Annotated in this window: 11 protein-coding genes; 7 read left to right on the plus strand and 4 right to left on the minus strand. The window is 66.8% G+C overall.

Going from position 1 to position 13781, the window contains the following annotated elements:
• Position 1 precedes the first annotated feature (1 nt).
• On the minus strand, positions 2-1612 hold the full coding sequence (locus ACW5IY_RS00945; protein ID WP_049435470.1) for a carboxyl transferase domain-containing protein: 1611 nt from the start codon (positions 1610-1612) through the stop codon (positions 2-4).
• A 10-nt stretch (positions 1613-1622) separates the two neighbouring features.
• A complete protein-coding gene (locus ACW5IY_RS00950; protein WP_049435471.1) occupies positions 1623-2786 on the minus strand; it encodes an isovaleryl-CoA dehydrogenase in 1164 nt (387 codons plus the stop codon).
• Positions 2787-2947: 161 nt separating this feature from the next.
• Here ACW5IY_RS00950 and ACW5IY_RS00955 point away from each other — a divergent pair, with 161 nt between their 5' ends.
• The 3 genes from ACW5IY_RS00955 (at position 2948) to ACW5IY_RS00965 (ending at position 5940) form a co-directional block, all read left to right on the plus strand.
• Positions 2948-3562, plus strand: coding sequence for a TetR/AcrR family transcriptional regulator (locus ACW5IY_RS00955; protein WP_049435473.1), 615 nt, complete (start codon positions 2948-2950; stop codon positions 3560-3562).
• A 205-nt stretch (positions 3563-3767) separates the two neighbouring features.
• A complete protein-coding gene (locus ACW5IY_RS00960) occupies positions 3768-4286 on the plus strand; it encodes a c-type cytochrome (RefSeq protein WP_005407662.1) in 519 nt (172 codons plus the stop codon).
• Positions 4287-4494: 208 nt separating this feature from the next.
• Complete coding sequence (locus ACW5IY_RS00965) at positions 4495-5940, plus strand: ExeM/NucH family extracellular endonuclease (RefSeq protein ID WP_049435475.1); 1446 nt, start codon at positions 4495-4497, stop codon at positions 5938-5940.
• 61 nt (positions 5941-6001) lie between these two features.
• Here ACW5IY_RS00965 and ACW5IY_RS00970 read toward each other — a convergent pair whose 3' ends face one another.
• Entirely contained in the window at positions 6002-6859 is an 858-nt protein-coding gene (locus ACW5IY_RS00970) for an EamA family transporter (protein ID WP_049435476.1), read from the minus strand.
• Between the two features lie 43 nt (positions 6860-6902).
• Between ACW5IY_RS00970 and ACW5IY_RS00975 the strand changes: the two genes are divergently transcribed.
• Together ACW5IY_RS00975 and zapE are read left to right on the plus strand one after the other, a co-directional pair.
• Entirely contained in the window at positions 6903-7574 is a 672-nt protein-coding gene (locus ACW5IY_RS00975) for a CocE/NonD family hydrolase (protein WP_049435477.1), read from the plus strand.
• Complete coding sequence (gene zapE / locus ACW5IY_RS00980) at positions 7571-8671, plus strand: cell division protein ZapE (RefSeq protein ID WP_029380119.1); 1101 nt, start codon at positions 7571-7573, stop codon at positions 8669-8671. The genes ACW5IY_RS00975 and zapE overlap by 4 nt, the downstream gene beginning before the upstream one ends.
• Before the next feature lie 102 nt (positions 8672-8773).
• On the opposite strand, the gene ACW5IY_RS00985 is transcribed toward zapE, so the two are convergent.
• On the minus strand, positions 8774-9610 hold the full coding sequence (locus tag ACW5IY_RS00985) for a DUF2884 family protein (RefSeq protein WP_049435479.1): 837 nt from the start codon (positions 9608-9610) through the stop codon (positions 8774-8776).
• Positions 9611-10140: 530 nt separating this feature from the next.
• Here ACW5IY_RS00985 and ACW5IY_RS00990 point away from each other — a divergent pair.
• Together ACW5IY_RS00990 and ACW5IY_RS00995 are read left to right on the plus strand one after the other, a co-directional pair.
• Positions 10141-12543: a ribonucleoside-diphosphate reductase subunit alpha gene (locus tag ACW5IY_RS00990; RefSeq protein WP_049409985.1), complete on the plus strand. Its 2403-nt coding sequence runs from the start codon at positions 10141-10143 to the stop codon at positions 12541-12543.
• Between the two features lie 145 nt (positions 12544-12688).
• Positions 12689-13708, plus strand: a complete 1020-nt coding sequence (locus tag ACW5IY_RS00995; RefSeq protein ID WP_008264781.1) for a ribonucleotide-diphosphate reductase subunit beta — start codon at positions 12689-12691, stop codon at positions 13706-13708.
• Positions 13709-13781: the final 73 nt, after the last annotated feature.

The following is a 13781-nucleotide window of genomic DNA, read 5'->3' on the forward strand; positions in this document are numbered from 1 at the left end:
GTTACATGCGGAACACGCCGAAGCGCGTCTGCTGCGGGGCGGCGTTGAGGCTGGCCGACAGCGCCAGGGCCAGTACGCGGCGGGTGTCGGCCGGATCGATCACGCCGTCGTCCCACAGGCGCGCGCTGGCGTAGTACGGGTGGCCCTGCTGCTCGAACTGCTCGCGGATCGGTGCCTTGAACGCATCCTCCTCCGCTGCCGGCCACTGGCCGCCCTTGGCTTCGATGCCATCGCGCTTGACCGTGGCCAGCACGCTGGCGGCCTGTTCGCCACCCATCACGCCGATGCGCGCGTTGGGCCACATCCACAGGAAGTTCGGCGAGTACGCGCGGCCGCACATACCGTAGTTGCCGGCCCCGAACGAGCCACCGATCACCACGGTGAACTTGGGCACCTTGGCGCAGGCCACCGCCATCACCAGCTTGGCACCGTCCTTGGCGATGCCGCCCTGTTCGTACTTGCGGCCGACCATGAAGCCGGTGATGTTCTGCAGGAACACCAGCGGGATGTTGCGCTGGGTGCACAACTCGATGAAGTGCGCGCCTTTCAGTGCCGACTCGGAGAACAGGATGCCGTTGTTGGCGATGATGCCGATCGGGTAGCCGTTCAGATGGGCAAAGCCAGTGACCAGGGTTGCGCCGTAGCGCGGCTTGAACTCGTCAAAGCGCGAGCCATCGACCAGGCGTGCGATGACCTCGCGCACGTCGTAGGGCTTGCGCGTATCGGCGGGAATCACCCCATACAGTTCATGCGCCGGCAGCAGCGGTTCCTCGGGCGCCTGCACCGCCATCGCCGGCTCCGGCTTGCGCCAGTTCAGCTGGGCGATGATCGCGCGCACCCGTGCCAGCGCCTGCAGATCGTTGTCGGCCATGTGGTCGGCCACGCCGGAGATGCGGGTGTGTACGTCGGCACCGCCCAGTTCCTCGGCCGTCACCACTTCACCGGTGGCGGCCTTCACCAGCGGCGGGCCGCCGAGGAAGATCGTGCCCTGTTCGCGCACGATTACCGTTTCATCGCTCATCGCCGGCACGTAGGCGCCGCCGGCGGTGCAGCTGCCCATCACGCAGGCGATCTGCGGAATGCCCTGCGCCGACAGGTTGGCCTGGTTGTAGAAGATGCGGCCGAAATGATCGCGGTCGGGGAAGACTTCGTCCTGCAGCGGCAGGAACGCGCCGCCGGAATCGACCAGGTAGATGCACGGCAGGTGGTTCTGCTCGGCGATCTCCTGCGCGCGCAGGTGCTTCTTCACCGTCATCGGGTAGTAGGTGCCGCCCTTGACCGTGGCATCGTTGGCCACGATCACGCATTCCACGCCGCTCACGCGGCCGATGCCGGCCACCACGCCGGCGGCAGGCACGGCGTCTTCGTACATGCCATGCGCGGCCAGCGGTGCGATTTCCAGGAAGGCACTGCCGGGGTCGAGCAGGGCGTCGATGCGGTCGCGCACCAGCAGCTTGCCGCGTGCGGTGTGCTTGGCGCGTGCCGCCTCGCTGCCGCCCAGCGCGGTGCGGGCAAGCGTGGCGTGCAGATCGTCAACCACGGCCTGCATGGCCGCGCGGTTGCTTTCAAACGTTTCGCTGCCCGGTTGCAGCTGGCTGTTCAGGACGGTCATCGCGGTGGCCTTACAGGGTGCGCTGGAACAGTTCGCGGCCGATCAGCATGCGGCGGATCTCCGAAGTGCCGGCGCCGATTTCATACAGCTTGGCGTCACGCCACAAACGGCCGGTCGGATACTCGTTGATGTAGCCGTTACCGCCCAGGATCTGGATGGCCTGGCCGGTCAGCCAGGTCGCCTTCTCGGCGGCGTACAGGATGGCACCGGCCGCGTCCTGGCGGGTGGTGCGGCCCTGGTCGCAGGCGCGCGCCACGGCATAGACATACGCACGGCAGGCGCCCAGGCCCACGTACATGTCGGCGATCTTGCCCTGGATCAGCTGGAAGCTGCCGATCGCCTCGCCGAACTGGTGGCGCTCGTGCACGTACGGCATCACCACGTCCATCGCCGCGGCCATCAGGCCCAGCGGGCCGCCGGACAGCACCACGCGCTCGTAGTCCAGGCCGGACATCAGCACGCGCACGCCACCGCCGACCTGGCCCAGCACGTTCTCTTCCGGCACTTCGCAATCCTGGAACACCAGCTCGCAGGTGGGCGAGGAGCGCATGCCCAGCTTGTCCAGCTTCTGCGCGGTGGAGAAGCCCTTCATGCCCTTCTCGACCAGGAACGCGGTAATGCCCTTGGCGCCGGCGTCCATGTCGGTCTTGGCATAGACCACCAGCACGTCGGCATCCGGGCCGTTGGTGATCCACATCTTGTTGCCGTTGAGCACGTAGCGGTCGCCGCGCTTGTCGGCGCGCAACTTCATCGACACCACGTCCGAACCGGCACCCGGCTCGCTCATCGCCAGCGCGCCGACCAGGCTGCCGTTGCACAGGCCCGGCAGGAAGCGCTGTTTCTGTTCTTCGTTGCCGTTCTTGCGCAGCTGGTTCACGCACAGGTTGGAGTGCGCGCCGTAGGACAGGCCGATGCCGCCGGAAGCACGCGAGATCTCTTCCATCGCCACCACGTGGGCCAGGTAGCCCATGCCGGTGCCGCCGTATGCTTCTTCCACGGTGAGGCCGAGCAGGCCCTGTTCGCCCAGCTTCGGCCACAGGGCCAGCGGGAACTGATTGGTGGCATCGGCCTCGGCGGCCAGCGGTGCGACCTCGGCGGCGGCAAAATGGGCCACGCTCTGGCGCAGCAGGTCGATGTCTTCGCCAAGGTCGAAGTTCAGGGATGGCACGTGCATTGTGGTGGCTCCACGGCGGGATGGCAGGAAATGGACGCACCCGGCGGGGGAGCGGGCGGCGGTCTGCAGGACCGCCGCCCGCACGGGCGATTGGACCCCAGCGTAGCGGGGTTCGGGTAAGAAGTGAATACAAATTCAAAAATTGAAAATAGAATCAAAACATGGCCTACAAACGCTCTGCACTGATGGAAGAACGCCTGGCCGGGGCCCGTGAACGGATCCTGCTGGCCACCCGCGAGCTGGTCGCCACCGGTGGCTGGCGCAATGCTCCGGTAACCGCCGTGGCGACCCAGGCGGGGGTGTCCACCGGCCTGATCTACCGGCACTTCCCGTCCAAGGCCGAGTTGTTCGTGGAGGTGCTCAACGCCGCCGTGGCCCACGAGGTTGCGATCATGGAGCGCATCGCCAGCGGCCCGGAGGTGGCCAGCGAGCGCCTGCGGCTGGCGATCACCGCCTTCGTCCGCCGCGCCCTGGCCGGGCCGGGGCTGGCGCACGCCTTCATCGTTGAACCGGTCGACCCGGAGGTGGAAGCCGAGCGCATGCGCGGTCGCCGCGCCTTCGGTGACGTGTTCCTGCGGCTGGTGGAGGAGGGCGTGGCGGCCGGTGAGCTGCCGGCGCAGGACGCGCATGTGGCCGCCGCCTGCCTGGTCGGCGCCTTCACCGAAGCCATGGTCGGTCCGACCGCGCCCAGCCGCGAAGCACACCGCGACGAAGACGCACTGGTGGATGCGATCTGCAGCTTCTGCCTGCGCGCGATCGGCGCCCCGGTTTTGTAGAGTCGAGCCATGCTCGACTGCTTTTGCTTCTGTTGCCGGGGCCAGATCCCTTTTGCACGGCAAAAGGGATCTGGCCCCGGCCCCCGGCATGTTGCGCCGCACCAGCAGTGACGCCTGTTGTCGCACGCAAAGCGCGTTCTATACTCGGTCCATCACGCAGTCGCTCAGCCGTGGTCCAACGACTATCAGCCAGGGGTAACGAAGAGTGCGGAATTACGATCTGGAGTTCCTGAAACGCTTCTCCATGGTGATCGCGCTGCTGGCGACCATCACCCTCGGCCTCATCCTCCTTGCCGCCTACATCCACACCCGGATTCCGCCCGAGGTGTCGCCGACCGCGGCCAAGCGCACCGAACAGCGCATCTCGCCCACCGGCGCGGTCTATGCCGGCAGCACCGGCGCCGCCGCGCAGGCCGCCGCCAAGGCCGCCGCGCTGGCCAAGGCCGCGTCGCAGGTAGCCTACGGCGGCACCAAGGACGGCAAGGTCATCTTCGACAACCTGTGCACCGCCTGCCACACCACCGGTGTGGGCATGGCGCCGACGCTGGACCATTCGCACTGGGACAAGCGCATCGCACAGGGCAAGGACACCCTCTACAAGCACGCCATCGAGGGCTACACCGGCCCGGACGGCGGCATCATGCCGCCCAAGGGCGGCAACCCGGCGCTGACCGAGGAACAGATCCACGCCACCGTGGACTGGATGCTGGGCAACCTGAAGTAGACGCCCCAACGCGCCGCTTCCTGTAGAGCCGAGCCCTCGCTCGGCTGCTCTCCGCGCGGCGTGGCCATGTGCAGCCGAGCATGGGCTCGGCCCTACGATCCCGAGGCTTTGCCCACCGAGGCCTGATCGCTCAGATGACCTCGCTGCGCAGGCGGGGTTTCGCATTTCAGGGTTAGTCTGTGCGCCTCTTCCATGGAGTCGCCCGTCGATGCGCCGCCGTTCCCTCGCCCTTGCCCTGTCCCTGCTGCTGCCGGCCGGCGCCTTTGCCCAGGCCCAGCCGCAGGCCGCACCGGTCGCGTCGCCCTCCACCGCGCGCAGCAGCGCCACCGTGGTGCTGACCGCTGCGCCGGCCGACTGGCGTGTGCTGGATGGCCAGCGCGTGCGCATCGCCGCACCGCTGACCCTGGCCGGTACCGACGGCCTGGAGCGCTTCGGCCAGCTCACCGTGGCCTTCGATGGCCGCCTCTGGCAGCCGACCGAAGTGGCCGCGCCGGGTACTGCCGGCTACGAACAGGTGATGGCCGACAACCAGCGCCGCCGCCTGGTGCTGGACGACGGCAGCGATGCCCGCGACCCGGCCAGCGTGGCCTACCTGCCGGCCAACCCGGTGCTGCGCACCGGCATGCAGCTGCGCAACGTGCAGGGCATCGCGCGCGTGGACGCACAGGGCCGTCCACGCCTGCAGGTCGAAGGCGCGCTGAAGCTGCCGGAGCTGAAGCGTCCGGCGGTGCCGACCGTGCCGGGCAGCCTGCACGTGGCGGCCTTCAACCTGGAGAACTTCTTCAATGGTGATGGCCAGGGTGGTGGCTTCCCGACCCTGCGCGGCGCGCGCACGCTGGACGAGCACAAGGCGCAGGTGGTCAAGCTGGTCACCACGGTCAACGCGCTGGGCGCCGATGTCGCCGCGCTGATGGAGCTGGAGAACGACGGCTACGGTCCGCAGTCGGCCATCGCCGAACTGGTCGATGCGCTCAACCGGGACCGCGGTGCGCAGGGCGACTGGCGCTTCGTCGACGCGGGCAACGGCCCCGGCGACAACCCGATCCGGGTCGGCATCATCTACCGCAGCGCGCGCCTGCAGCCGGTCGGCAAGCCGGCCACGCTGACCGGTGGCCCGTTCGTCGAGCACAGCCGCGTGCCGCTGGCGCAGGCCTTCCAGGGCAAGCACGGCGCGCCGTTCGTGGTGGTGGCCAACCACTTCAAGTCGAAGGGCTGCCGCGACGCCGCCGGTGCCGACGCCGACCGCAACGACAACCAGGGCTGCTGGAACGCCACCCGCGTGACCTCGGCGCAGCAGCTGCATGCCTGGCTGCAGACCGACCCGACCGGTACCGGTGCCAAGGACGCGGTGCTGCTCGGCGATTTCAATGCCTACGCGATGGAAGACCCGATCCGCACCCTGCATGACCTGGGCTGGCAGGACGCGTTCAAGGTCGCCAAGGTCGAGCATCCCTACAGCTACGTCTACAACGGCTATACCGGCCGCCTCGACCACGCGCTGCTGAGCCCGGGCATGGCCAAGCGCCTGCGCGGCGCCGCCGAATGGCACAGCAACGCCGACGAGCAGGACGCCAGCGGCTACCAGGGCCGCAACGTGCAGGGCCCGTGGCGCAGCTCCGACCACGACCCGCTGCTGCTGGGCTTCGACAAATAACGCCCAACGCCGGGGTCGGAGCCCATTCCGTTGGAATGGGCTCCGACCCCGATGCACACGCTCATCCCCAGGCGATCAACCCGATCGCCAGCACCGCCAGCGCAAGACCCGCGCGGTTCCACTTCGTGGTCGCCTCGCCGAACGCGAACACGCCCACCAGTGCACCCAGCACCACCACGCCGATGTTCATGCCGGCGAACACGGTGGCCGGGCTCTCCGGCATCGACTGATGCGCGTGCACATAGAAAAGAATGTTGCCGCCATTGAGCAGGCCCAGCAGTGCACCCGCGCCGAGGTTGCGCCAGGCCAGCCGGCTGCGGCCACTGAAGTGCCGCCACAGCTGCAGTGCCAGCATCAGCACGAAGGCCACGCTGAAGCTGGCCAGCACCGCCGCCATCGACGGCGTGCCCGACAGTGCCACCTGCTTGAGCAGCACGTCGACCACCGCGAACCCGGCCCAGACGCCCAGCAGCCAGCCCCAGCCACTGGGTGAGGACGCCACCGCCGGTCCGCGCGGGCGCAGGCTGATCGCCACCATGGCGACAAGGCCCAGCGCCAGGCCGACCAACTTCCACGGCGTGGCGGTCTGGCCGAAGAACAGGAACGCGGCGGCCAATGACAGCAGCAGCGACAGCCGCTGCGCCACGTCGCTGCGGACGATGCCGGCCACCGCCACCGCGCGGCCCAGCACCAGGAAGATCGACGGCAGCACCACCGCCAGCGCCAGCAAGGACAGCCATGGCGCATGCGGCGCGCGCAGCGCGTCCAGCGGCGGCTGCAGCACCACCGCCGTCATTGTCGCGGCCACCAGATAGTTCCAGGTGACCATCTGCGCGACATCCAGCTGGCGGCGTCCGGCCACCTTCAACACCACCGAAACCAGCACGCTGCAGATCACGGCCAAGGACAGGTAGAGCATGGGGCGGGCACAGGGCAGGGGCAGGGGACGGTATCATGGTGCCATGCACAAGCCTTCGTTCCCCGTCGCCCCCGGCGAAACCGCCTGCCTCGAACTGGACGGCCCGGCCGGCCCGCTGGAAGTGGTCGTCGACCTGCCCAAGGCCGATGTGCCGGTGCAGCCGATCGTGGCCATCGTCTGCCACCCGCTGTCCACTGAGGGCGGCACCCTGCACAACAAGGTGGTCACCATGACCGCCACTACCCTGCGCGAGCTGGGCATCGCCACGGTGCGCTTCAACTTCCGCAGTGTTGGCGCGTCGGCTGGCACCTTCGATGGCGGCGTGGGCGAGCAGGATGACCTGAAGGCCGTCGCCGCCTGGGTACGCAGCCAGCGCCCGGACGACCGCCTATGGCTGGCCGGTTTCAGCTTCGGCTCGTTCGTTTCGCTGAAGGCGGCTGCCGCGCTGCAGCCGGAAGCACTGATCTCGATCGCGCCGCCGGCCGGCCGCTGGGATTTCGATGGCATCGCACCGCCGGCCCGCTGGCTGGTGATCCAGGGCGAGCAGGACGAGATCGTCGACCCGCAGGCCGTCTATCAGTGGCTGGACACGCTGGACTTCCCGCATGAGCTGGTGCGCATGCCCGAGACCAGCCACTTCTTCCATCGCAAACTGATCGATCTGCGCGGCGCACTGACCCACGGCGTCAAGCACTGGCTGGGCGCAGCGGCATGAGTGCAACCGAGCTGACCCCGTCGCAGCGGTACGCGGAAGGGGTTGCCCGTGGCGACTGGCAGAACGACCCGGCCCAGCACGCGGCGCTGGCCGAGCTGGACCGCATCCACCTGGGCCTGCTGGACAGTGCCGAGGACGGTTGGCTGGACCGCCTGTCCTCGTTCTGGAAGAAGCCCGAGCCGGTCAAGGGCCTGTACTTCTGGGGCGGCGTCGGCCGCGGCAAGACCTTCCTGGTCGACCTGTTCTACGACGGCCTGCCGATCAAGCAGAAGTACCGCACGCATTTCCATCGCTTCATGCGCAGCGTCCACGAGCGCCTGCGCGAGCACCAGGGGCAGAGCGACCCGCTGGCGAAGATCGCCCAGGAGTGGCGCAGCAACCTGCGCGTGCTGGTGCTGGACGAGTTCTTCGTCACCGACATCGGCGATGCGATGCTGCTAGCGCGGCTGCTGGAGCGCCTGTTTGCCGAAGGCGTGACCCTGGTCACCACCTCCAACACCGCGGTGGAGAACCTGTATCTCAACGGCCTGCAGCGCGAGAGCTTCCTGCCGGCGATCGGCCTGCTGCAGCGCTTCTGCGTGGAGCTGTACGCCGAAGGTACCGAGGATTACCGCATGCGCGCGCTGACCCGCTCGCCGGTGTACCGAGCACCGCTGGCCGCCGACAGCGATGAATGGCTGGCCACGCGCTGGAACGAACTGAGTGGCGGCCAACCGGCCAAGGCTGGCAACATCGAGATCGAGGGCCGCAAGATTCCGGTCCGCGGCCGTGGCAAGAGCATTGCCTGGTTCGACTTCGCCGCCCTGTGCGAGGGCCCGCGCGGGCCCTCGGACTACATCGAGATCGCGCACGAGTTCAACACCGTGCTGCTGGGCGGCATTCCGGCATTCGATCGCCTGAACGAAGACGCCGCGCGCCGCTTCGTCAACCTGATCGACGAGCTGTACGACCGCCACGTCAACCTGGTATGCACCGCCAGCACCTCGCCGATCGAGCTGTATACCGGCCAGCGCCTGCAGGGTGCATTCGAGCGCACCGCCTCGCGCCTGATCGAAATGCAGAGCGCTGAATACCTGGGTACCCCGCACCGGGCGTGAGGGTAGTGCTGTTTGTAGAGCCGAGCCCACGTTCGGCTGCTTTTGCATAATGTGCCGAAAAGCAGCCGAGCGTGGGCTCGGCTCTACAACAGCGCCGCGTGGTTATCGGGAGGGCGCCAAGGAGTCGTCACGCGGCCGCTCATCCGGTCCGGCCGACACATGCAGCCCCGAACCGCTGCCGTGCTCCACCCGCACGCTCTCACCGCGTTCCAGCAGCCGCAGTGGCTGTCCCTGGTAGCGCACTTCCAGCGCATCGTGGGCCTCTGCCAGTGACCGCACCAGCGGGCACAGGGCCATTGCCTTGGCTTCCAGCTGCTGGCTGCGCGCTTCCATGCGGCGGTCGACCTCGGCATCGAGCCGGTCGGCGCGGCGCTCCATGGCCCCGGCGCGGCCGGTGAACACCTGCCACAGCACGCTGCGGGTCATCGACGTGGCCATCGTCTCGGCCATCTGCTCGATGTGCGCGTCGAAGCCATCGCCGAACGCGTCCTGCTCCCAGTAGCCGCGGCCGAGGCTGGCGTCGATCCAGTCCTGCATCTCGCCGCGCATCGCGCGCATCTGGCGGTTGCGGGACTTGCCGGTGATGGCCTCGAAGGCAGCGTCCAGCGCATCGAAGGTGACCCCGGAGACTTCGTGGGCCAGTGCGGTGGCCGCCGGCATCAACTGGCGGGCACCGGCCTCCATCTGCCGCAGGCGGGCGGCGTCGGCGGCGCTGACCGGCACCATGGTGCCGTCCAGGCTCAGCTCGCCATCGTGGAACACCACTTCATGCGGCGCCTGCGGGCCATGCCGCAGCCAGATGCCGCCGCTGTCCACCAGCACGTCATAGTCGGTATGGATGCCGCACTGGTCCGAACGCAGGTCCGGCCCCTCGGCGGCCAGCGCCGGGGCAATGAACAGGGCAGGCAGCAGGGCCAGCGCGGGCAACCACAAGTGCATCGGAGCATCCTTTTCCGGGAGCGAGTGGCCAGCATCCGCTGCCCGCCCGAGCGCGTCACCGGCCGGAAGTCACCCGTCCACCGGATTCCCACCGGCTGCCCACCACCTATCCACAGGGTTGTCCCTAGCCAGTTTCATCACTGTCATGTGAAGCTGTCATTGTTCCGTTTTCGCGGTGCGTTGTACCACCGCAATGACGCCTTTCGGGCTTGACTGCGCAGCCCGTTCCGGCAGGTCTGAAGCGTCTGATCCGGGCGCCGATGGCACGATCCTTGCGGCGCAAGGGATTGCCGAATTTCACTACATTTGGCGTTGACGGACCCCATTACCCCCACTATCTTGTGGCCGTCGGTCGCAGCAACCCCAATTCCAGGGGGTGCCAGGGGTACCCATCCGCGATCGCCAACGGCAGTGGCAGGCGCAGGGTCTCATCCCCTGCGACGCCGTCCTGCCATCCTGGGCTGTCATGTCCCGGGCTGCGTCACCCGATGCATCGAGCACCCACCAATCACGCCAAGAGGACACACGCCGTGACCACCGAATCCAGCGCCACCATCGAGAAGGAAAGCGAATTCCTGTTGACGTCGCCGCCGACGGCCAACGCGATGAGTGTGACCAAGCGCAATGGCACGACCGAACTGGTGGACCTGAACAAGATCGTGCGCGCGGTGCAGCGTTCCTCCGAAGGCCTGCACGCCGTCGATCCGATGCGCGTGGCCACCCGCACCATTTCCGGCCTGTACAACGGCGCCACCACCCGCGAGCTGGACGAACTGTCCATCCGCACCGCCGCCCTGCTGATCGGTGAAGAGCCCGAGTACGGTCGCCTCGCTGCGCGCCTGCTGGCCAACTACATCGCCAAGGAAGTCTCGGGCCAGGAAATCTACGCCTTCTCGCAGTCGGTCAGCCGTGGCCACGAAGTGGGCCTGATCAACGACCGCCTGCTGAACTTCGTGCAGACCAACGCACGCAAGCTCAACGATGCCATCGACATCTCGCTGGACCTGAACTTCGATTACTTCGGCCTGCGTACCCTGTACGACCGTTACCTGCTGCGCCACCCGCACACCCGCAAGGTGATCGAGACCCCGCAGCAGTTCTTCCTGCGTATCGCCAGCGCGCTGAGCGAGGACGTGTCCGAGACCCTGGCGCTGTACAAGCGCATGGGCAACCTGGACTACCTGCCGTCCAGCCCGACCCTGTTCAACTCCGGCACCACCCACGAGCAGCTGTCCTCGTGCTTCCTGCTGGATTCGCCGCAGGACTCGCTGGAGTCGATCTATTCCAAGTACGGCGACATCGCCCAGCTGTCGAAGTTCTCCGGCGGCATCGGCGTCAGCTACACCCGCGTGCGTTCGCGGGGTTCGCTGATCAAGTCGACCAACGGCCACTCCAACGGCATCGTGCCGTGGCTGAAGACCATGGATTCGTCCGTGGCCGCGGTGAACCAGGGCGGCAAGCGCAAGGGCGCGGCCTGCGTGTACCTGGAAACCTGGCACGCCGACATCGAGGACTTCCTCGAGCTGCGTGACAACACCGGTGACGAAGCCCGCCGTGCGCACAACCTGAACCTGGCCAACTGGGTGCCGGACCTGTTCATGAAGCGCGTCGAAGCCGACCAGGAATGGTCGCTGTTCGATCCGCGCGTCGTGCCGGAGTTCACCGACCTGTTCGGCGAAGCCTTCGAGCAGGCCTACCTGCAGGCCGAAGCCCAGGGCAAGGCCAACCGCACCATCTCCGCGCGCAAGCTGTACGCCCGCATGATGCGTACGCTGGCCGAGACCGGCAACGGCTGGATGACCTTCAAGGACAAGTGCAACCGCGCCAGCAACCAGACCCTGCGTCCGGGCAACGTGATCCACCTGTCCAACCTGTGCACCGAAATCCTGGAAGTCACTTCCAACGATGAAACCGCGGTGTGCAACCTGGGTTCGATCAACCTGGGCAACCACTTCGACGAGCACAACGAGTTCGACTTCGAGAAGCTGGCCGAGACCGTGCGCCTGGCCGTGCGCCAGCTCGACCGCGTCATCGACCTGAACTTCTACCCGATCGAAACCGCCCGCCGCGCCAATCTGCGCTGGCGTCCGGTCGGCCTGGGCTGCATGGGCCTGCAGGACGTGTTCTTCCGCAAGCGCCTGCCGTTCGACAGCGCCGAAGCCCGCGCCCTGTCGAAGAAGATTGCCGAAGCGATCTACTTCCACGCGCTGGAAACCTCCTGCGAGCTGGCCCAGGAACGCGGCAAGCACCCGTCGTTCAACGACACCCGTGCCGCCAGCGGCGAACTGCAGTTCGACGCCTGGAACGTGGTGCCGGAAGACACCGCACGCTGGGATGCCCTGCGTGAGCGCATCAAGGAACACGGCCTGCGCAACTCGCTGATGATCGCGATCGCCCCGACCGCAACTATTGCCTCGATCGCCGGTTGCTACGAGTGCGTCGAACCGCAGGTGTCCAACCTGTTCAAGCGCGAGACCCTGTCCGGTGACTTCCTGCAGGTCAACCGCTACCTGGTGAACGAACTGAAGAAGCTGGGCCTGTGGACCGCCGACATGCGCGATGCCATCAAGCTGGCCGAAGGTTCCATCGCCGGCGTGGCGCAGATTCCGGAAACGCTGCGCGAGGTCTACCGCACCGCGTGGGAACTGCCGATGCGTTCGCTGATCGACATGGCCGCCGAGCGTGGCGCCTTCATCGACCAGTCGGCCTCGCTCAACCTGTTCATGGAAAGCCCGAACATCGGCGCGATGTCCTCCATGTACATGTACGCCTGGAAGCAGGGCATCAAGACCACCTACTACCTGCGTTCGCGCCCGGCCACCAAGATCGCCAAGACCACGGTGAGCAGCGCGGCCCCGGCCAAGGTGTTCAGCCCGGACGAAGCCATCGCCTGCTCGCTGGAAAACCCGGAAGCCTGCGAGGCCTGCCAGTAACACCGCGCGGTGGGTGCCGACCGTTGGTCGGCACTCGAACACCTCGCACCTGTAGAGCCGAGCCATGCTCGGCTGCAGCACGGAAACACCAAGGTAGCGCCGGGCCACGCCCGGCGTTTTGACCCGAGAATTCAAGGAAACACCCATGGCCGACAAGCCCAAGCAGATGCTGCTCGATCCCGGTTTTGAACTGACCCTGCGCCCGATGCGCTACCCGCAGTTCTATGACATGTACCGGAATGCGATCAAGAACACCTGGACGGTGGAAGAGATCAACTTCCAGATCGACATCACCGACCTGCACAGCAAGATGTCGCCGGGTGAGCGCCACCTGATCCACCGCCTGGTCGCGTTCTTCGCCACCGGCGACTCGATCGTGTCCAACAACCTGGTGCTGAACCTGTACCAGCACCTCAATGCGCCGGAAGCGCGCATGTACCTGTCGCGCCAGCTGTATGAAGAAGCGCTGCACGTGCAGTTCTATCTGACCCTGCTCGACAACTACCTGCCGGACCCGGAGGAGCGCGTCAAAGCCTTCGCCGCGGTGGAGAACATCGACTCGATCAAGAAGAAGGCCGATTTCTGCTTCAAGTGGATCGACTCGATCCAGGACCTGAAGCGCATCGAGACCCGTGCCGAGCGCCGCCAGTTCCTGCTCAACCAGATCTGCTTCGCTGCCTGCATCGAAGGCCTGTTCTTCTTCGCAGCGTTCGCCTACGTGTACTACTTCCGTTCGCGCGGCCTGCTGCCGGGCCTGGCCTCGGGCACCAACTGGGTGTTCCGCGACGAGAGCGCGCACATGGAATTCGCGTTCGAGTCGGTGCGCGTGGTGCGTGAGGAAGAACCGGACCTGTTCGACGATGAAATGAAGCAGCAGGTCTACGACATGCTGGCCGAAGCCATCGAATGCGAAGTGCAGTTCGCCGAGGACGTGCTGTCCGGCGGCGTGGCCGGTATCTCCACCCGCGACATGCGCCAGTACCTGCAGCACTGCGCCGACCAGCACTTCGCCAAGCTGGGCATGGAAAAGAAGTACAACGTGCGCAACCCGCTGCCGTTCATGGAACTGCAGGACGTGCAGGAACTGACCAACTTCTTCGAACGCCGCGTCTCGGCCTACCAGGTCGGCGTGCAGGGCGAAGTGGCCTTCGACATGAACTTCTGATCGAACCGGTCAAGCCTGTCGCAACGAAAAACCCCGGCGATCGCCGGGGTTTTTTGTTTCTGTAGCGTCGAGC

The sequence above is a fragment of the Stenotrophomonas sp. C-A genome (genome assembly GCF_054030835.1).

Excerpts from the sequence above, each read along its gene's own strand:
- ACW5IY_RS00985 (WP_049435479.1), bottom strand. The coding sequence starts at position 9,610 with ATGCACTTGTGGTTGCCCGCGCTGGCCCTGCTGCCTGCCCTGTTCATT.
- zapE (WP_029380119.1), top strand. The coding sequence starts at position 7,571 with ATGAGTGCAACCGAGCTGACCCCGTCGCAGCGGTACGCGGAAGGGGTT.
- ACW5IY_RS00950 (WP_049435471.1), bottom strand. The coding sequence starts at position 2,786 with ATGCACGTGCCATCCCTGAACTTCGACCTTGGCGAAGACATCGACCTG.
- ACW5IY_RS00970 (WP_049435476.1), bottom strand. The coding sequence starts at position 6,859 with ATGCTCTACCTGTCCTTGGCCGTGATCTGCAGCGTGCTGGTTTCGGTG.
- ACW5IY_RS00955 (WP_049435473.1), top strand. The coding sequence starts at position 2,948 with ATGGCCTACAAACGCTCTGCACTGATGGAAGAACGCCTGGCCGGGGCC.
- ACW5IY_RS00965 (WP_049435475.1), top strand. The coding sequence starts at position 4,495 with ATGCGCCGCCGTTCCCTCGCCCTTGCCCTGTCCCTGCTGCTGCCGGCC.
- ACW5IY_RS00945 (WP_049435470.1), bottom strand. The coding sequence starts at position 1,612 with ATGACCGTCCTGAACAGCCAGCTGCAACCGGGCAGCGAAACGTTTGAA.
- ACW5IY_RS00995 (WP_008264781.1), top strand. The coding sequence starts at position 12,689 with ATGGCCGACAAGCCCAAGCAGATGCTGCTCGATCCCGGTTTTGAACTG.
- ACW5IY_RS00975 (WP_049435477.1), top strand. The coding sequence starts at position 6,903 with ATGCACAAGCCTTCGTTCCCCGTCGCCCCCGGCGAAACCGCCTGCCTC.